The following is a 19497-nucleotide window of genomic DNA, read 5'->3' on the forward strand; positions in this document are numbered from 1 at the left end:
GCTCAGTCTTCCAGTCGGGACTCGAGTTCTCGGACGACCTGATCGGTGGTCCCGCCGTCGCCCCGGACCGCGCGCGTGTAGCGCCGGTACTCCTCGGGCGAGACCTGCACCGTCTTCGTCTCGCCCTTGTGTGCGATTTCGAGCTTGACGGTCCCGTGCGGGTCGTTCCGACGGCGGAAGCTCGCCATCGCGGTGAACACGAACCAGAACGCGACGCAGGATCCGAGGAAGTACGCCATCGTCGTCTCGAACGCGAACGTCTGTCCGCCGACCGTCCAGTTGTAGGGGTAGGCGACCTGAAACAGGACGATGCCGACGAGACAGAGCGCGGCCCCGGCGCCGACGCCGACCTGCTCGCGCCGGCTCGACGGGAGGACGGCGACGACGCTCAGGAGCATCGCGGGGATGCCGAGGCCGCCGAGCGTGCCGCCGAGTTTCTCCGCGGCGTGGGGGGCGGTCGCGCCGAGGAACGCCGACAGCGGCGTCGTGACGAGCAAGATCGCGGCGACGACGGCCAGCGCGCCGAGAACGCCCAGGGTCGCGCCGGCGACGACGCGGCGCGGGTCGCGGCCCTCCCAGCGCCGGCTCGTGTACGCGTCCCCCAGGTTCTCCATACCGGCCCGTTAGGCGGCGACGCACAAAACGATACGTCAGACGCGCGTGCGACGACGGACGGCCGCGAGCGCGTCGTCGCCGGCGGCCGTCAACGTCCCGAGGTGGTCGGCGTCGACCAGTTCGAGCGAGGCCCGCGGGAGGCGGTCGGCGAGCGCCCGGCCGGTCGACGGCGAGACGTTGGCGTCGTCGCGGCCCTGATACACCGCGACGGGGACCGACACGTCCGCGAGGTCGAACGGCCACGGCTCCGAGAGGAGGCGCTGCTCGCGGACGACGGCGCTCGGCCCGCGCGCCATCGCGGTCAGCATGTCCGCCCGGACGATTCGGGCCACCTCGTCGGCGCTCAGCGCGTCCGTCTCGGGCGTCTCGTCGGCGACGAAGTCGACGGCGTAGGACGGGCCCCGGCGGAGGGCGACCCACCGCTGGAGGCGAAAGAGCCGCCCGAGCGCCCACGGTGCGTGCCGGGACAGCGTCCCGACGAACTGCTGGACGCGGCCCGTCGAACCGATCTCGGGCGGGCCGCTGGAGCCGACGAGGGCGATGCGCTCGATCTCCGGCAGACGGTGACAGGCGAGCGCGAACGGCCCGCCGCCGGAGAAGCCGACCGCGGCCGCTGACTCGACGCCGAGGTGGGACAGGAGTGCCGCGGCGTCGGCGGGCCAGTCGTCCAGTCCGACGGGGGCGTCCGTCGAACCGCCGATGCCCGGTCTGTCGGGGGCGATGAGCCGGACGCCGCGCTCGCGGGCCGGCGTGTCGAGGAGACGCGCGACGACGTGAGAGCCGGGCGTCCCGTGGCAGAACAGCACCGGGTCGCCGTCGGGGTCGCCGTAGGTGGCGTATGCCAGTCGGCGGTCGTCGGGGAGCGAGAGCGCGGCGGTGTCGGCGTCAGTCGGCCGCCAGTCGACGGCCGGGACCTGCGGCGGGGACCGCATGGGTGGCTACTCGCTCTGGATGCGGGGCGCGAGCATGTAGGTGACGCGGCCCTGGCCCTCGGCGAAGTTGAAGTGCATCTTGACGGGGAACTCCTCGCCCAGTTCCATCTCGACCTCGGCGTCCTTCGGGATGGCCTTGTTCATGTTCTTCAGGTAGTCGAGCGAGAACAGCGAGTGGGCGTCGCCGGGCGTGAGGTCGATGAGGTCGTCGCGGGTGAGTTCGAGGTGCACGTCGTCGGTGTCGCCCTCGGCGTCGACGTAGAACAGTTCCTCGGTGGCGTCGACGCCCAGCGCGATGTGGTCGCTGACCATGTCCGCCGCGGTGACGGCGCGGTCGATGTCGCGGCCCTCGATGACGATGTTCGCGGAGAGGTCCAGGTCCGGGAGGTCGGGCTCCTGGCGGATAGAGTCGGGGTCGATGAGGGCGAGCGTGTATTCGAGACCGTCGATAGAGATGTGGAGTTTGCGCGTCTTCTCGTCCAGGTCGAGGTGGACGAGCTGGCCGGCGTCGGCCATGCCGGCGATGTCTTCGAGGCGAGAGAGATTGACGCCGATGAGGCCGCCGTCGGTCTCGTAGGACTCGAACGCCGCCGCGTCGAGCCGCAGATCGACCATGCCGACGTTCGCCGGATCGACCGCTCGGATTTCCAGCCCGTCTTCTTCGAGGTGGATCTTGCACTCGTCCACCAGCACGCTCACGGAGTCGAGAGCCGCCTTGAGCGTGTCTGCGCTCACGATGGCGTTGAACATCTTGAACCGGGCTACGCCCCCATCCATTAAAAAGTCCCTCATTGAATCCGCGTGCGCGCGGGCGGTCTGCGGGGGCTCCCGGCGGCGACGACGCGCGACCGACGGCCCGGCGACTCACCGCCCGGCGTGCTTGCAGGCGCAGGGAGAAGTGACACGCTGAGAGAAGTGATACTGCCCGGCGTGGTGGCAGACTCGCACTCGCGGCGGGCGGTCCTCAGCGGGGCCGGCGCGGCGCTCGGCTGTGCCGTGCTGGGATCGCGAGACGTCCGCGCACGAACGACTACTAGGGCGGTCATCACCGACGGCGACGAGACGGAGAACGACATGACCGGCTTCTTCGTCCACGTCGGCGACTCGACCAGCCCGACAGAGGCGCAGGTCGCGACCGACTGTTCGTTCGCCGACTGGGACGCCGACACGGTCGCGTACGACGTGACGCTCGTCGATCGGGCGGACCCAGAGTACGCCGAGTACGAGCGGACGATATACGCCCCGGACACGACGGAGATTCCGCCTGGGAGTCTCTTCGTCATCAACTCCCAGGAGCGGTGTACCGACGGGTACGTCGGCGTCCGGCTGGAACGACTCGGCTCCGACCGGCTCGAGGCCGCCCTCAGCGGTGACATCGACACCGCGGCGGCCGACGGGAGCTCGGCGAGCGGGCCGGGATTCGGCGTCGTCGGAGCGCTCGCCGCGCTCGTCGGCTGGGGCGCGCTCAGAGATCGGCGCTGAAACCCGACACGGAGCGGCGTGATAGCGGTCGGGAAGGGCGACTGGCGGCGTCTCGACGGCGCTCAGGCCTCGGGCTGGAACACGTCGGGGTTCGCCGCGCCCTCGCGGTTGATGACGGCCATCATGCCCTTGCGAGCGACCCGGGAGAGCGCGTGGTCGACCAGTTTGACGGGACCGGGGACCTCGGCGTGCATCGTCGCGATGGCACAGGAGCCGGGCTTGACCGGGGTGGTCTGGACGTACTTGTTCGGCGGGCCGGCGATGGAGCCCTGCTGCCACACCTCGTCCCAGACGGAACCGATGGGGTGGAAGCTCGAATCGAGGTTCGGCCCGCCGACGACGAAGTACACCCGCGCGTTCTCGCCGATCTGCATGGTCGGCGCGCCGTGGACGCTCGGCGTGATAGCGTACTTCTCGCCGTTCATCAGGACGTACGTGGGGTCTTCGGCCGCCATCGCCTCCATGTCGAAGTCGTGGTGGCCCTTCTCGCCGGCGGCGCCGGTGGTGTACAGCTCGTGCTGGCCGAAGTAGAACTCGTGGTCCACCTCGGGCAGCCCCTCCTTCGGCTCGACGAGGATCATCCCGAACATCCCCGAGGAGATGTGCATGTCGAGGTTCGGGACCGCGCAGTGGTAGATGAACGCGCCGGGGTAGGTCGCCTTGAACCGGAAGGTCTTGGTCTGGCCGGGCGTGACCATCGACGCCTCCGCCCCGCCGCCGGGGCCGCGGACGGCGTGAAGGTCGATGTTGTGGGGCATCGAGTTGCCCTCCTGGTTGGTGATGGTGAGTTCGACGGTGTCGCCCCGGCGGACCCGGATCATCGGCCCGGGAATCTGGTCGTCGAAGGTCATGTACGTGTACGTGACGCCGGGCTCGATCTCGGCGACCTGCTCTTTGGTCGTCATCTCGACGGACACCGTCTTGGGCTGCGAGCGGGCAATGGGGTCCGGGATGGCGGTCGGGTCGGCGGCGATGCGGTCCACGTCGGTCTGTTGGGCGGCGTTCATGGCTGGCTCCTGTGGGGTCGTTCTGGCATCGGTCGGCTCCTCTTGCGCACCCGGTGCGCCGGCACAGCCCGCGAGCGCGGCCGTGCCGACACCCAGGGCCTCTAGCACCCGTCGCCGGGTCGCCGTCGGAATGGTTGACATTGGTGTGACTCCCTACAGGTCCAAGTCGGAATCAGACGGCAATATACTGCGACGGGGGTTCTCAGGCCGTGGTAGCCGTTCTCGTTCCACAGGAACCGCGGTGAACGTGTTCGGGCCGACAGTATAAACGAACGCTCGCCAGCGTCGCTGGGGCGAACCGGATCGGTTCGACACCGCCGCGGAGGCACGCCGTGTCGGCCACCGACCGGTGGCGCGCGGTGCCGTGGCCACCGAGTGTCGCGCCCTCACAGACGCCGCGGCAGTGCGTCAGCCATTTTGCCGCTCGCGGCGTGCAGTGACGTATGACCGAATCGAGCGCGCATCCCACGAGGGACGGACGGCCGACCGACCGAGGAGTGACACCGTAGCGATGGCCGGCAAAGACGACTACTACAACCGGGCCAAACAGGAGGGGTACCGCGCCCGCTCCGCGTACAAGCTCAAGCAACTGGACGAGACCGCGGGCCTGCTCGGCGAGGGGCGAACGGTCGTCGACCTCGGGGCCGCGCCCGGCGGCTGGCTGCAGGTCGCTGCCGAGCGCGTCGGCGAGCGGGGCACCGTCGTCGGCGTCGACCGCCAGCGCATCGACGATCTGTCCGACCCGGAACCGACCGTCGAGTACGTCCGCGGCGACATGACCGACGACAGCACGAAGGCCGAGGTCCGCGAGGTCGTCGGCGAGAGCGAGGGCGAGGGCGAGGGCGGCCCGGTCGACGTGGTCCTCTCGGACATGGCCCCGAACATGACGGGCCAGTACGACCTGGACCACGCCCGCTCGGTCCACCTCGTCCGGCAGGCCTTCGAGGTGGCGACGGACCTGCTCGACGCCGGCGGGGACTTCTGTGCGAAGGTGTTCGACGGGCAGGACCTGGACGACCTCATCGCCGACATCGAACCGGAGTTCGAGTACGTCCGCGAGGTCCGCCCCGACGCCTCGCGGGACTCCTCCTCGGAGCTGTATCTCGTCGCGAAACACCGCCTGACCGCGCCGGTCCGCGAGGGCGACGTCGTCGAGGTCACCATCGAAGACATCGGCGAGGAAGGCGACGGCATCGCCAAGGTGGAGAACTTCACCGTGTTCGTCAGCGGCGTCGAGGCGGGCGAGACGGTCGACGTGCGGGTCGACGACGTGAAGCCGCGCTACGCGTTCGCCGAGCCGGTCGAGTGAGTCACTCGGCGCTGGGCGCGGCCGGCGCGTGGCCGTTCCGGCGGGCGAAGCCGACGACCGCGTAGACGAACGGCGTATCGAGCAGGGCGATGGCGAGCTTCAGGACGTACTGACCGACGATCAGCGCCAGCGCCTCGCCGAGAGGGAGTCCCTGAAGGAGGACGAAGCCGACGCCGACGAAGATGACGGTGTCGACGAGCTGGCTGGTGGCCGTCGAGCCGACGTTGCGGAGCCACAGCATCTCGCCGTCGGTCCGCTCGCGGAGCCAGTGGAACACGAACACGTCCCAGTTCTGGCTGACGACGTAGGCCGAGAGGCTCCCGACGACGATGGCCGTGCTGGCCCCGAGGACGTTCCGGAACGCGGCGGGGTCGACCGGCTGGCCCGGCAGGCCGGGCGCGAGGATGGTGCTCCAGACGAGCGCCAGCAGGACGAAGTTCATCGCGAAGCCGACGTTGACCACGACGGTGGCGGCCCGGCGGCCGTACAGTTCGGCGTAGCAGTCCGACGCGAAGAACGTCAGCGCGTACGCCAGCGCCGCCCCCGGCAGAACGAGCATATCGCCGGCGAGGGGCAGCGAAACGGGCAGCGAGAACGCGAGCAGCTTCGAAGCCGTCAGCTGCGAGGTGACCAGCGCCGTCACGAACAGGGCGACGAGGCCGACGCGCACGGCCTCCGAGCGGTCACTGCTCATCGTCGAGGCGGCCCTGGCGTTCGTCGATCTCGTCCAACAGGTCGAGGGTCTTCCTGATGGAGGCGCGGATCGCTTCGCTGCGGTTGACGAACTTCCCGTCCTCGCCGACGTGCGCGTCGAGGTCAGTGAGGAGTTCTTCGGGCACTTCGACGCTGATCTTGGGCATGTATGCGCCTACGAATACTCGGGTAATATACGTCGGGATTCGTCGGCGGGCGGCAGTAGCGTCGCTCCGAGCGGCGCGCGGACCGCTCAGTCGGCCGGTTCGCTCCGGCGATCCGACGTGCGTCGACCGCCGAGCGTGTACACCCAGAGGATGCCCAGGCCGAGCAGGTACGAAAGCGCCGTCGGGATGCCGACGATGAACATGGTGAAGATGCCGCTCGGCGAGAGGATGGCCGAGAGCGCGACGATGGCGATGACGACCTCGCGCCAGCGCTCGTACATCAGGCGGAAGGGGATGATGCCGGCGCGGTGGAACAGGAACATCGTCACCGGAATCTCGGCCAGCAGGCCGATGCCGATGGTGAGGAAGAACACGAGCCAGCCGAACTTGCTCACCCGGTAGGCGATGACCATGTTGGAGTTCAGCTGGTCGTAGGCGATGGCCGAGATGGTCATCGGCGCGACGTAGAGGAAGCCGAGCAGGCTCCCGCCGATGAGCGCGAGGAACAGCGTGCCGCCCCAGACTCCGAGGATGTTCCGGTTCCCGACGACGAAGCCGCGCTCGCGCAGGGCCGGCCAGGCGAAGTACAGCACGACCGGGATGACCGACACCGCGCCGAGGATGGTCGAGAACTTGACGATGAACACCAGGTGCTCGACGGGGTGGAGCGTGACGATGCTCACGTCGGCGGCCATCTCCGGCGGCAGCCGGCTGACGAACGTCCGCTGGATGCGGCCGATGCCGCCCTGGTAGAGGAAGATGAAGCCGGCGGCGAGGACGAAGCCGAAGATGCCGAGGATGACGAACGCCCGCGAGGCCAGCGCGCTGAGGATGAACTGGATGTCGTAGTAGTAGCCGCCGATGTCGTCCTCGGTGGTCTCGTCCTCGGTGAAGGCGTCGGCCATGCCGGCGGCAGTGGAGGTGAACAGTCCGCCCTCGTCCTCGTCGTCCGCCGCCGCGCCCTCGCCGTCGGCCGCGCCGTCGTCGGCCGGCACCTCGTCGGCGTCCACGTCGTCCTCGTGGACCATGTCCCAGCGGTCGAGGACGGCCTTTGCCTTCTCGCGGTCGTCGTTCGCGAGGGCGGTGTCGGCGTGGGCCAGCGCCTCGTGTTCGGCCATCTCCTCGAACACCTCGGGCGGGGCGACCTCGACGGCCGCGGCGTCGAGTTCGCCGACGTCGATGGCCGACGGGTCGCCGACGGCGCTGCCCGGGCTGTGCTCGGCCAGCGCGCCCAGGACGTGGTAGTACAGCACCGCGACGGCCCCCAGAAGGCCGACCGCGGCGGCGACGATGATCGCCGTCGTCTCGACCGGAAGCCCGAACAGCGCCGGCGGTTGGATATCGCCGGTGAGTCGGTCCGACGGGAACCAGGCGCCGAAGGCCCGGACGTACTGGAACGCCGGCGTCGCGAGCAGGTAGTACACCGCGCCGCCGCTGACGACGGCTCCGCCGAGGATCGTGTTCCAGTGCCGGCGGGCGACCGCCGGCGTGCTCACCAGGTCGCCGGAGCGCCTGATGAGGACGGCGAGCTTCGACAGCGCGAGGCTGAGGCCGTAGAGCCCACACAGCGGCGCGGCCCACATGATCTGGGTGAAGGGGTCCGGCGGCGAGAACAGCGCGCCGAAGGCGAAGATTCCGAGCACCGCGTAGCGCCACTTGTCGCGGAACGTCTCGTAGGGGACGATCTCCGTATAGGAGAGCACCGTCATCACGAGCGGCAACTGGGCGGCGAGCCCGAAGGAGACGGCCAGCAGGAAGACGAACTGGAACCACTTGACGATGGAGTACTGCGGCGTGAACCCGGCGGCGTAGGCGTCGCCGGCCAGGAAGTTGAACATCAGCGGGAAGAACAGCTCGTAGGCGTAGGCGACGCCGCCGACGAACAGGCTCAGACTGATCGTGACGAACAGCGCGCCCTTCCAGACGGGGACGTGCTGGGCGGGCCACCAGCCGCGCTGTCGGAGGCCGTCGCGGCCGAAGTAGATCAGCAACGGCAGGGCCATGAGGATGCCGACGACGGCACCGATCTTCACCTGCAAGAGAATTACGTCGAAGGGCGTGACCGCGACGACGCTCGTGGCCTCCTGGGTCGTGAGGTCCATCTGCGAGTACAGGAGGTCGGCCTTGAGCCGGTCCCAGACGCCGTACTGCAGCGCCAGGATAGTTCCCATCATGCCGACGACGAAGACGATGAACACCTTCTGGAGGTGGACCTGGGCCGAGCGGAGCATCGCACCGAGCGTGGCGCGCCCGCTCTGAACGGTCTGGACGGTGTCCTCGTCGATAGCACTCGCCATCTTTCCTGTGCCTAGCCCAGTGGGCGTTATCAATTTATTCATCGAATCGACACCCACCTCGCGAAAAGAAAGTTTACAACTACCACCGTCTAAATCGCGCCCAGATGGAGGACGGTGACGCAGACGGCGAGCGTCGGGGCCCCGGAGAGTCGGTGCGACCGTCCGACGACGAACGCGGCGGGGCGACCGACCGCCCGGACTGGAGCGAGGCGGCCGACGGCGACGCGGGGTCCGACGCGACCGAGGACGACGCCCCCGTCACGGACCCCGTCGCCGCCGCCGACGCCGAACGCGACGGTGAGAGCGATGCGTCCGGTCCGGGATCGACCCCGGCCGGCGGGAACGAGGGCACTGTCGGTTCGCACGCGCTCCCGCCGTCGACGCGGGCCGGCCTGTTCGACCGCGACCCGGCGGAGATCGAGGCCGCGGTGCCCGCCGACGTGCCGAGCGACTGGGGCGCGACGCCGGCCGCCTCAGCGAGCACCGCCACGGCGTCGGGAGCGCCGACTGGCGCGTCGTCGGGCTACGGCTCCGACGAGACCGTCCACGAGGGCGCGCCGGACGACGAGGAGATGCCGCTGGCCGACCACGTCGAGGAGATGGCGATGCGGCTGTTCGTCGTCGTCGGCGTGATGGCCGTCGTCGCCGTCATCGCGCTCCCCTACTCCGACGAACTCATCAACTTCCTGTGGTACTCGTTCCTCGACGGCCCGGCGGAGGCCTGCGGGCAGGTCGTGACGGACGTCGAGGGCAGTACCGTCGCGGGAGCGGACTGTCCGCACGTCTACAACCCGCTCGCGCTCATCCTCGCGCGGCTGAAAGTCGCCTCGCTGGTGGGCTTCATCGCGGCTCTGCCCGTGTTCGTCTACCAGACGTACCTGTTCATGCGACCGGGGCTGTACCCCCGCGAGCGGCGCTACTACCTCGCGGCCGTCCCGACCAGCCTCGTGCTCGCGGCCGTCGGCGTCGGGTTCGCGTACTTCGCCGTCCTGCGGGCGATGTTCGACTACTTCATCACGTACTCCGACCGCGCGGCGGACCTCGCCTTCGGCCTGAGCGAGACGTTCAACCTCATCATCCTGATGCTCGGCCTGTTCGCGCTCATCTTCCAGATCCCGCTGTTCGTGATGCTCGCGGTGATGATGGGCGTGACGACCCGTCAGTGGCTCAAGCAGCGGCGGCTGTACTTCTGGGGCGGGTTCGCCGCGGTGGCGTTCCTGTTCAGCCCGGACCCGACCGGAATGGCCCCGCTCATGGTCGCGGTGACGATGATCGGCCTGTTCGAGGGGACGCTCCTCCTCCTGCGCTGGACCGGGAGCAGTTCGCCCGTGCCGACCGCCGACGACCTCGCCGCCCGCCGCCCGATCGCGTGGCTGGCGTTCGCCCTCGCCGGCTACGTCCTCAGCCCCGCGCCGGTCCCGACGGGCTACTACGAGCAACTCCCCGCCGCCGTCACCGAGACGCTCGCGGCGGTCGGCCTCGGGAACGCCACGCCGATGCTGGTCGGCGGCGGCATGATCGTCCTGTTCGAGGCGCTGGCGTACCTCAACAAGAACTACTACGGCTCCGTGCGGCTCTGGCGGGGCTTCCGCCGGGCCCGCCTGCCCGTGTGGGGCGTCGCCATCGTCGTCGGCTACCTCGGCAGCCCGGATCCGACGCTGTTCCGCCTGGTGAACCAGTTCAGCCTCGGCCGGACGGCCGCCGTCGCCGTCGCCGCCGCGCTCATCGCGCTCTACGAGGTCAGCATCTTCGCCATGCGGCGACGGGCCGCGGAGGCGTGACGTGGGGACCCTGCTCGTCGCCCGGCACGGCGAGACGACGTGGAACCGCGACGGGCGCGTCCAGGGCTGGGCCCCCAGCCGGCTGACGGACGACGGCCGCCGACAGGCCGCGGCGCTCGGAGCGTGGCTCGACGACCGCTACGACGTGGACCGCGTCCTCGCCTCCGACCTCGCCCGCACCCGCGACACGGCCGCCGAGGCCCGCGGTGCGGCCGACGGGCTGCCCGACCCGAGCTACGACGCCGACTGGCGCGAGCGCGGCTTCGGGACCCTTCAGGGCCTGTTCGCCGAGGAGTTGCTCGGCGAGTTCCCCGACCACGACCCCGAGGCGAGCGTCATCTCGCTCGACGCCGACCCGGAGAACGGCGAGAGCGTCCGGGCGTTCCGCGGGCGGATCGAGCGGGCGTGGGAGCGGTCGATTTCGACCACCGGCGGGGGCGAGACGACGCTGGTCGTGACCCACGGCGGCGTCATCAAGGTGCTGCTGGGGAAGCTCACCGACCGCGACCCGGACGCGGCGCTGGCCGAGGGCTCACAGGATAACTGCGCCGTCAACGAGATTCGCCTCGACGGCGGCCCGGAACTGGTCGGCGAGGAACTGACCGGCTGGCGCGACCTGCTGGAGTGAGCGCCGTCAGTCGACCGAGGGGTACTCGGCGTCGAACACGTCGCTGACCACGTCCTCCTCGGCCTGTCCCTCCTCTTCCGGGCTGACGCTTCCGGTCTGGTAGCCGTGGAGGTCGAGCGTCACGTGGTCGAAGCCGCAGTCCTCGACGTGGTCGCGGGCGGCCCGGACGAAGTCGGGGTCCAGCGCGGTCTCGAGTTCCGCCTCGCCGACCTCGATTCGGGCGAGGCCGTCGTGGTCGCGCACCCGGAACTGCTCGAAGCCCCAGGTCCGCAGGAGGCGCTCGGCCTTCTCGACCCGCGAGAGGCGTTCCTCGGTCACTTCGAGGCCGGTCGGGATGCGCGAGGAGAGGCAGGCCATCGAGGGCTTGTCGGCGACCGAGAGGTCGTACTCGCGGGCGATCTCGCGGACCTCCTCCTTGTCGATGTCGTGTTCCAAGAGCGGCGAGTAGGCGTCCAGTTCCTCCACGGCGCGCAGGCCGGGCCGGTGGCCCTCGCCCACGTCGGAGGCGTTCGTGCCGTCGCAGACCACGTCGATGCCGAGTTCTCGGGCGCGGTCGTACATCGCACCCAGGCGCATCGACCGGCAGTGATAACAGCGCATGTCGTCGTTCTGCATGAACTCGTCGCTACTGAGCTCGGAGAACTCCACGATCTCGTGGCGGATGCCGATCTCCTCGGCGACCCGGGTGGCGTCCTCCAGTTCGGCGGCGGGCAGCGTCTCGGACTTGGCGGTGCAGGCGACGGCGTCGTCGCCGAGGGCGTCCTGGGCCAGCGCGGCGACGACGCTCGAGTCCACACCGCCGGAGAAGGCGATGAGCACGCCGTCGCGCGATTCGAGGTCCTCGCGAGCGGCCGCCAGCTTCTCCGCGACAGCAGACATGGACTCTCCTTCTCGGTGGACGGCAAAAACGCCTTCGCGTTCCGGCTCCACGGCGACGGCTGCGGCGGCGACGGGTTTTTTCTCGCTGGCGTCGAATGAGCGGGCAGATGGAGCTCGAATCGGTCCCGGGCGTCGGGGCGAAGACGGCCGCGGCGCTCCGGGAACTGGACGACCCGGAAGCGGCGCTGCGCGACGGCGACGTGGCCTCGCTCGCTCGCGCACCGGGGGTCAGCGAGGGGCGGGCGGCCCGCATCGCCCGGGGCGCGATCCGCGCCGAGCACGACGACCCGGGCGGGTTCGCCGCGACGACCCGGGCGAGAGAGATTCACGAGGCCGCGCTCGGCCTGCTCACCGAACGGACGGTCACCGACTACGCCGCCAAGCGCCTGGAGACGATCTACCCGAGCGGCGTCCGGAGCCGCATCGAGGAGGTCCGGGCGTTCGCCGAGGCGGCGATGGAGCGCGAGCCCGACGCGGCCGTCGCCGAGGCGCTGGAGTCCGTCGAGCCGCTCGCCGAACCCGGCGACGTGCGCGTCCGCGACCGGTGTCTGGCGACGCGGGACGCAGAGCGCTACGCCGACGCGCAGGCGGCCGTCCCCGAGGTGAGCGTCGAGGTCGTCGACGACGCCCGTCAGCTGGCCGAACTCGCCCGCTCGTACTCGACCGTCGTCGCGCTGGACGAGGCCTTCGCCGGCGTCGACGTGGACGGCGACGTGCGCGTCGAGCCAGACGCGCTGTCGGAGCCGGCGTCCGTCGTCCCCGAGCGCGTGCTGACCTTCTTCGCGCGCAACCGCGACCGGATCCGGGCCGCGGCCGAGGTCCACCGCGTCGCCGGCCTCGACGCGCCCTGTGACCTCGACGCGCTGCTGTCGGCGCTCGACCAGCTCGACGACGACGGGGGCGTCCGCGGCGACGACGAACTGGACCGCCTCGCCACCGCGGTCGACGACCTCGACGCCGCCGTCTCGACCGCCGAGAGCGCCGCCAACGACCACCTCCGGGAGGCCATCGAAGAGCAGGACGTGACCATCGAGGGGACGGACTTGCTGTCGCTGGTCGAGCGCGGGGCGGGCGTCGACTCGCTCTTGCAGCGCGAACTCGCCGACGAGTACGCCGCCGCCGTCGAGAAGGCCCGCGACCGCCTCGTGGACGCGCTCGAACTGCGCGACACCGAGGCGACGGCGCGGCGGGCGTTCCCCGACGAACCCACGTACCCGGTCGAGCGCGACGAGGGCGTCGTCGGACGACTCCGCGAGGAGCTGACCGCGGCGCGCGACCGGCGCGCGACCCGGCGAAAGCGGGGCCTGGCGGACGACCTCGCCGAGATGCGCGCCGACGCGGAGACGCTCGTGGACGCGGCGCTCGAACTCGACGTGGAGCTCGCTGTGGCCCGCTTCGCCGCCGACTTCGAGTGTACGATGCCGGAGCTGACCGACGACGGGGGGTTCGAAATCGAGGGCGGGCGCTCGCCCCTGCTGGACGTGCCCTTCGAGGCCGTCGAGCCGGTCGACTACGCCGTCGACGGGGTGACGGTCCTCTCGGGGGTCAACAGCGGCGGGAAGACCTCCACGCTCGACCTCGTCGCGCTGGTGACGACGCTCGCGCACATGGGCCTGCCCGTTCCCGCGGACGCCGCCCGGGTCGGCCGCGTCTCGGAGCTGCACTACCACGCCAAGACGCAGGGGACGCTCGACGCCGGCGCGTTCGAGGCGACGCTCCGGGAGTTCGGGGACCTGGTGAGCGAGATCGACCGTCGATCGACCTCGGACGCAGCGAGCGGGGCACCCGCGAGCAGCGACGTGAGCGCCGAGCGACCGGTGCTGGTGCTCGTCGACGAACTCGAGTCCATCACGGAGCCCGGCGCGGCGGCGACCATCGTCGCCGGCATCCTCGAATCGCTGACCGAGCGCGAGGCGACGGCCGTCTTCGTCTCCCACCTCGCCGAGGACATCCGCGAGGCGGCCGACGCCGACCTCGCTATCGACGGCATCGAGGCGGAGGGACTGGTCGATGGCGAACTGCGGGTGAACCGCTCGCCGGTCAAGGGCAAGCTCGCCCGCTCCACGCCGGAGCTCATCGTCGAGAAGCTGGCCGACGACGGAGGAGACGACGGCTTCTACGGCGACCTGCTCTCGAAGTTCGAGTAGCGGGAGCCAATGACCCGTCTCGGGGACCCCACACTGACTTCGTTCCCTAGGTCACCACGAGCGGGCGTTCCCACTCACAGTGACGAGGTCACAAAAAAACGGGGAAATCGTGGTGTTACGATTACGCGGCGTGTCGCCGTGAGAACACTGCAGCGGACAGAACGGCGATCAGCCCGGCTACGACCGTGAACCCGGGGCCGCTACCGCTCGTCGTGGGCTCGGTTGGCGATCCGGTTTCGGATTCGGTCTCGTCGTCACCGCTATCAGGACCATCACCGTCGTCACCCGCGGTCGTTTCGACTGCCGTTTGCGTTTCGGTCTGGTCGGTATCGACGGGCGTGGCCGTCTCAGTCGCAGTCTCGGTTTCGTCATCGCCATCGCCAGCGTCGGCATCGTCGGTCGTGGTCTCGGTGGTGGCCTCGTCGCTGCCACCGCCGCCACCGCCGCCACCGCCGCCAGCACCGCCAGCGCCGCCGTCGCCGCTATCACTACCGTCGCCGCCGTCACTACCGTCGCTGCCATCACTGCCATCACTACCGTCGCCGTCGTTACCGCCAGACGACACCGTGATGGTGAAGTCGAACTCCTGTGACGCCCCGCTCTCGTAGGGCGTCGTCGACGACTTGCTCTGTACCGATATCGTCAGCGTCTCGCCGTCGTCTCCCTCTGACGCGGGGAACTCGATCTCGTAGTATCCGTCGCTGTCCGTCGTTGCCGTGTAGCTGTTCCCAGCGGGGTCTTCGACGGTGACCGTCTCACCCTCGACGACATCCCCGTTCTGGTCAGTCACGGTTCCGAACACTTCGTGGGGCGGGCTCGGAACCGCGGCAGCGGTCGCTGGCGCGAGCGCCGTCAGGACGACGAACGCGACGACCAGACACCGCAAGCCACGACTAGTCCGTGTATTCTGTGTCATGTATTGCACTCCTAAAAATTGGGAAGTTGAGATCGCGCCGCTCAGCTACCGTACTGTGCTTCCGTGTAGACTTCGTCGTTCTCCACGAAGACCCAGTACGCGTTGCCCGGCTCGAAGTCGCCAGTCACGGTCTGGTACTGGAAGCCAGTACCCTGCTGACCGTAGATCGGGGTGGCGCCGCTCACGGAGTTAACCGTGCCGAGCGCCGTTCCGTGGGGCTGTGCGCCTTCCTGCCAGTGTCCGACCAGATTCCATCCCTCGGTGAGGGACTGCTGGCCGGGCGTCGCCTCTGCGGCGGAGCCGCCGGTCGCGACGTTGTTGACGTTGACATCAGCAACGGCGCCGGAATTGAGCGTGACGATGTAGCCCTGGCCGCCCTCGATCTCGGAGAAGTCCTGCTTGCTGTCGGACTTGTCCGGGTTGTAGGTCTTCCAGGTGCCCTGGTCGTACGTCATGATGTTGTCCACCTTGTCCGCGCCGATCTCGTCGACCAGCGTGCTCGCGCTGAGCGTGCCGGAAGCGGCGGGGATAGAGACGAAGTTCTGGCCAGCGCTGAGGTCGAGCTTGAGCGTGTGAACGGCCGCAGTGCCTTCGGACGAGTCACTGCCGGCCGCCTCCACGAGGACTCCCGAATCGTAGCTCACTTCGGGACTGTCGCCAGTCTGGAAGTTCGCCGGAGCGCTGATTTCGACGACGTTGTCGCCGTCGGTCTCGCTCACGATGGTAGCGTCGGACCCGCCGACAGTGAAGTCGACCGTGCCCGTTGCGTCGACCGGCTCGTCGAACGCGACAGCAATCGTTGTGCTACCACCGTCCGCGTCCGTGATGTACGCGTCGGTGATCTGCGGTGCCGATTCGTCAACCTCCTCGTTGTTCACGAAGTCGGAACCGGTGTTACCGGCGGCATCCGATCCGGTCGCAAAGAGGTCGTACTGACCGTCACGTGGTGCATCGTACGTCCCTGTGTAGGTGAACGAGCCGTCCTCGTTCTGGGTCGCACTGAAGTTCTCCGCGAGCGTGAGCGTCGTGTCGGACTCGTCGGTGAGCGACGGGAAGACGCCGGCCGGTGCCGTCGTCTCATCCGTCGTGATGTCGACACTCAGGCTGTCAAGCTGTTCGCTGGAGTCGACAGTGATGTCGAGCACAGAGTCGGAGTCGCCACGCTCGACAGTCATCGTGACCGAGGGGGCGACGCTGTCACCGAGAACGTAGGAGGTCTCAGCGACGCCGTTGCCTTCGGAGTCGTAGACGGCGTCAGCGCTGACGCCGATTTCGTCGCTACCGAGGTCGCCGCTGGCGACATCGGCATCAAGCGTGATGGTGGCAGTCGTGTCACCGGCAGTGTGATCGACACTGACGATGGCAGACGCACCACCGCTGTTCGCGTCGGTGTAGGCGAAGTTCGATGCGGTCAGGTCACCAGTCGCGTCGGCGTTCGCGTAGGCCGCCTCGTCGAAGTCGACGGTGACCGTCGTGGAGTTCGCCTCCGCTTCGACGCCGGTGAACTGGATGGTGTCGTCGTCTTCGACGGTTACAGTGTTATCGACGCTGTTGCCGGCGTTGTCGGTAACGCCGGGGGCACTCACGGTAGCGTCACCGATGTCAGCGGCCGTCAGGTCGCTGCCAACGGTCAGTCGATACGTGACAGTGTCACCGTTGTCGATTTCGTAGACATTGTCAACAGTGATCGTGTTCCCGTCAGCGTCCGTGACGCCGAAGTCGCTCCCGAGCGTGTTCGTGACGTCTTCGTCGAACTTGACGTACACGAAGTCCGTTCCCGCATCGGCCTCGGCGGCGGTGATCGACGGGACATCCGTGTCTTTGGTCTCCGTGACCGAGTTGCTCGCCGTGTTGCCGCCGGCGTCAGTTCGGGTCACGTCGACGGTGACCTGCCCGTCAGCGAACGTACTGGTGTCGAAGGTACCGACATCGACACTGGACTGACCGGCAGCCACGGTCGCAGACTTCGTGCGCGTGTCAGAGCTACCGGGGTCGTTCAGTGTAACCTTGACACTACCCGGTTCGGTAACTCCGAGGTTCACGGTGACAGTGTAGCTGCCAGCGTTGTTGCTGTTGATCACGTTGTCGGAGACAGTCGGCGTGCTCGGCGAGGTGGTGTCCTGCACCACGACGCCAGCAGTACCGACGTACGTTCCCGAGTCGTCGAAGTCCTCGATAGCGTTCTCCCGCGCACCGACGAGATCGGCGTCGAGATCGTTGCTGACTATGTCATCGTCCAGACGGAGTGTCGCCTTCTTGATGCCGTCGTTAGCGATGTTGTCGCCGTCCTCGTCGAGAGCGGGCGTCGTACTGACGACCTCGTCGATGGCGGTCGCGCCACCGTTGTTGACATCCTGGTAGCTGAAGTCGTCAGCGCTGAGCGTGCCGTCGGCCGCCGAGACCGGCTCGGAGAACGTCACCGTCACGGTGTCGTCTCCGGCGTCAGCCTCGGTAGTCATCGACGGAGTCGCCGACCGGATCGTGTACTCGACGTTGGTGGAGCCGGAGTTTCCGGCGGTGTCGTCGGCGCTCACGTCGAACCGGATGTCGCTGTCTTCGGTGTAAGAGATGCCAGCGCTAGCCGGGTCGACACTGAGCGTGTTCGCGTTCGCGTCCCAGGACACGCCGGCGTGGTCGGTGGTGACCCCGTCGAGGAGAACCTTTTCTGTATCCTTACCGTCGTCGACCGTCGCGGTGAGCGTGATCGAGGCCGAATCGACACCGGTCGTATCGCCGGCCACCGCACTGCCGGCCGGGTCGTCGTTGATGTCGATGGTGAAGGTCGGTGTCGTGCTCGACGTGTCGAGACTGTCGCCCGAGAACGCCGGCGCGGTCGAGTCGACCTGCACGTTGTCACTGCTCGTGGTGAACGTGTCCGAGTTGCCGGCCTGGTCTTCTGCAACCACCTGGATCTGGTAGGTGCTGTCTTCGACCTGCGTGTCGTCAGCACCCTTACTGTTGCTGTCGAAGTCCGTCAGATCGAGCGTGACGGTCTTTGTACTGCCGTCGTCGACGTACTCGTTGTCCTGAATGTCCCACGTGTACGTGCCGCCGTCGTCGGTGTCAACGAGTTTGATCTGAGCGAGGTCCGGGTAGTTCTCCGTGTAAGCGTACCCGACCTGCAGCGTCTCGGTAGTCGGGTCGCTGATAGTGACATCGCTACCAGGCGTGACACTGCCCGAGGACGGCGAACTGTCGTCAACGCTGACGATGTTGGCCGGCGACGAAGCCGAACCGCCGTTGTCGCCAGCGTCGGTCAGAGAGAGTTCGACCGTGTAGTTCTGTCCGTCGACGAGCGCGCCACCGGCGTTGTTGCCGTCGGTCGTCCCGTCGGCGGTGTCGAGGTCGAGCGTACGGGTGTTGTCAGAGTTATCACCCGCGTACCCGCTGTCGTCGACGTTGAAGGTCAGCGTGTCGCCGGTCGAACTGTTGACGAGCTTGATCGTCGCACTGGACGGGTTCGTCTCAGTGTAGCTGTAGGTCACGTCGACAGTCTCAGTCGACTTGGTGACGACGAGGCTCGTGGGGCTGTCGACGGAAACGTCGGCCGGTGCCGTATTGTCGACAGTGATGGTACCCGACGCGGTGTCGGAGTTATCCACGTCGTCGGTTTCAGTCGCCTTGAGCGTGATGTCGCCGTCAGCGACGGCAGTCGAATCCCACTGCTTGGGGCTGGAGATTTTCGTGTAGCTCTGGCCACCGTCAGTGCTGTACTCGTAGGTCGTCGTGGCGTCGGCAGCGGAGTCGGAGAACAGACCCGTCACGTCGACGGTGCCACCGATGACACCGTCACTCGGGAAGTTCGTGCTCACCGACGGCGATTTGGTGTCGACGGTGAACTCGAAGGACGTATCGCCGGAGAGGGCGTTGCTACCGTCCGACGCGCCCGCGAGATCGACCGTTCCGGTCACGTCCTCGTTGTTGTCGTTGATCGTCGCCGAGGTCCCGGTCCACGTATCGCTGTCAAGCGAATCCTGGGAAACGGTGACCGAACCCTGCTGTAGGTTGTTGAGCGTGACAGTGTCGACCGAACTCATCGACTCACTGAACGTGATCTCGACGGAGACGGAACTTCCGGTGTCGCTGTCGGTGACCGGGTCCGGCGTCACCGTCACAGTGTTGACGACCGGGTTCGCGCCGTCAGCGGGCGTACTCTTCGCACCGTTAGCCAGGAGGTTGCCAGCCAGGTCGGCCGTCGTTCCCTGGGTATAGCTCACTTCCGGCGTTACGCCTGTGTCCAGACTCCCGGATTCGACCAGATTCAGCGTGTACGTACTCGCGTCCTGGTCGCCAGCGTCGTCGACGCTATCTATCGTGTACCCGTTGACGCTGTAGTCGCCAGCGTTGACGTTCTCGACATCCTCAGAGAACGTCAGGTCGATGGCGTCAATCTTGCCGTTGTTGTCGCTGTCGGCTGTCGTGGACGAGGTAATCGTCGGAGCTGTGTCGTCCACGGTGAGCGTTGCGCTCGTATCGTAGAATGTGGACGGATCGGACACAGCGTACGACGTGTCGTCGTTTCCGTCGCCGTTACCTTCCTCGATGACGTGAATCGTGTAGTCACCTTCACCATTGCTGATGTAGTTGCTCACCGTGAACGTCGTCGAGGCATCCCCGTTGGCATCAGTGGTAACGGTCGCGATG

General features: G+C 68.1%; 15 protein-coding genes. 5 read left to right on the forward strand and 10 right to left on the reverse strand.

Annotated features, from left to right (window positions below; genetic code table 11):
* Nucleotides 1-2: 2 nt before the first annotated feature.
* The 3 genes from GM656_RS09415 to GM656_RS09425 are packed head-to-tail and all read right to left on the reverse strand — an operon-like array spanning nt 3 to nt 2297.
* On the reverse strand, nt 3-614 hold the full coding sequence (locus GM656_RS09415) for a DUF7139 domain-containing protein (RefSeq protein WP_162413414.1): 612 nt from the start codon (nt 612-614) through the stop codon (nt 3-5).
* A 36-nt stretch (nt 615-650) separates the two neighbouring features.
* On the reverse strand, nt 651-1547 hold the full coding sequence (locus GM656_RS09420) for an alpha/beta fold hydrolase (RefSeq protein WP_162413415.1): 897 nt from the start codon (nt 1545-1547) through the stop codon (nt 651-653).
* 6 nt (nt 1548-1553) lie between these two features.
* A complete protein-coding gene (locus GM656_RS09425) occupies nt 1554-2297 on the reverse strand; it encodes a DNA polymerase sliding clamp (RefSeq protein WP_162413790.1) in 744 nt (247 codons plus the stop codon).
* Between the two features lie 183 nt (nt 2298-2480).
* Between GM656_RS09425 and GM656_RS09430 the strand changes: the two genes are divergently transcribed.
* The gene (locus GM656_RS09430; protein ID WP_162413416.1) at nt 2481-3029 is read left to right on the forward strand and encodes a PGF-CTERM sorting domain-containing protein; all 549 of its coding nucleotides are present in this window, start codon (nt 2481-2483) and stop codon (nt 3027-3029) included.
* Between the two features lie 62 nt (nt 3030-3091).
* On the opposite strand, the gene nirK is transcribed toward GM656_RS09430, so the two are convergent.
* Complete coding sequence (gene nirK / locus GM656_RS09435) at nt 3092-4177, reverse strand: copper-containing nitrite reductase (protein ID WP_162413417.1); 1086 nt, start codon at nt 4175-4177, stop codon at nt 3092-3094.
* Nucleotides 4178-4547: 370 nt separating this feature from the next.
* On the opposite strand from nirK, the gene GM656_RS09440 reads away from it, so the two are divergent.
* Nucleotides 4548-5345, forward strand: a complete 798-nt coding sequence (locus GM656_RS09440) for a 23S rRNA (uridine(2552)-2'-O)-methyltransferase (RefSeq protein ID WP_162413418.1) — start codon at nt 4548-4550, stop codon at nt 5343-5345.
* A gap of 1 nt (nt 5346) precedes the next feature.
* Here GM656_RS09440 and GM656_RS09445 read toward each other — a convergent pair whose 3' ends face one another.
* The 3 genes from GM656_RS09445 to GM656_RS09455 form a co-directional block, all read right to left on the reverse strand.
* Nucleotides 5347-6039, reverse strand: coding sequence for a queuosine precursor transporter (locus GM656_RS09445; RefSeq protein WP_162413419.1), 693 nt, complete (start codon nt 6037-6039; stop codon nt 5347-5349).
* Nucleotides 6029-6205: a ribbon-helix-helix domain-containing protein gene (locus tag GM656_RS09450; protein WP_162413420.1), complete on the reverse strand. Its 177-nt coding sequence runs from the start codon at nt 6203-6205 to the stop codon at nt 6029-6031. Before GM656_RS09450 ends, GM656_RS09445 begins: the two co-directional genes overlap by 11 nt.
* 86 nt (nt 6206-6291) lie before the next feature.
* Nucleotides 6292-8502: a twin-arginine translocase subunit TatC gene (locus tag GM656_RS09455; protein ID WP_162413421.1), complete on the reverse strand. Its 2211-nt coding sequence runs from the start codon at nt 8500-8502 to the stop codon at nt 6292-6294.
* 104 nt (nt 8503-8606) lie between these two features.
* Here GM656_RS09455 and GM656_RS09460 point away from each other — a divergent pair, with 104 nt between their 5' ends.
* Nucleotides 8607-10283: a twin-arginine translocase subunit TatC gene (locus tag GM656_RS09460; RefSeq protein ID WP_162413422.1), complete on the forward strand. Its 1677-nt coding sequence runs from the start codon at nt 8607-8609 to the stop codon at nt 10281-10283.
* 1 nt (nt 10284) lies between these two features.
* Nucleotides 10285-10911, forward strand: a complete 627-nt coding sequence (locus tag GM656_RS09465; protein ID WP_162413423.1) for a histidine phosphatase family protein — start codon at nt 10285-10287, stop codon at nt 10909-10911.
* A 6-nt stretch (nt 10912-10917) separates the two neighbouring features.
* Here GM656_RS09465 and larE read toward each other — a convergent pair whose 3' ends face one another.
* Nucleotides 10918-11790, reverse strand: coding sequence for an ATP-dependent sacrificial sulfur transferase LarE (gene larE / locus GM656_RS09470; RefSeq protein WP_162413424.1), 873 nt, complete (start codon nt 11788-11790; stop codon nt 10918-10920).
* Between the two features lie 107 nt (nt 11791-11897).
* Between larE and GM656_RS09475 the strand changes: the two genes are divergently transcribed.
* Nucleotides 11898-13937: a helix-hairpin-helix domain-containing protein gene (locus GM656_RS09475; RefSeq protein WP_162413425.1), complete on the forward strand. Its 2040-nt coding sequence runs from the start codon at nt 11898-11900 to the stop codon at nt 13935-13937.
* A gap of 121 nt (nt 13938-14058) precedes the next feature.
* Here the strand turns inward: GM656_RS09475 and GM656_RS09480 are convergent, their stop codons facing one another.
* Nucleotides 14059-14853: a carboxypeptidase regulatory-like domain-containing protein gene (locus tag GM656_RS09480; protein ID WP_162413426.1), complete on the reverse strand. Its 795-nt coding sequence runs from the start codon at nt 14851-14853 to the stop codon at nt 14059-14061.
* A 41-nt stretch (nt 14854-14894) separates the two neighbouring features.
* Complete coding sequence (locus tag GM656_RS09485; RefSeq protein ID WP_241692739.1) at nt 14895-19445, reverse strand: beta strand repeat-containing protein; 4551 nt, start codon at nt 19443-19445, stop codon at nt 14895-14897.
* Nucleotides 19446-19497 lie beyond the last annotated feature (52 nt).

The sequence above is a fragment of the Haloarcula salina genome (genome assembly GCF_010119195.1).
GTDB lineage: Archaea > Halobacteriota > Halobacteria > Halobacteriales > Haloarculaceae > Haloarcula > Haloarcula salina.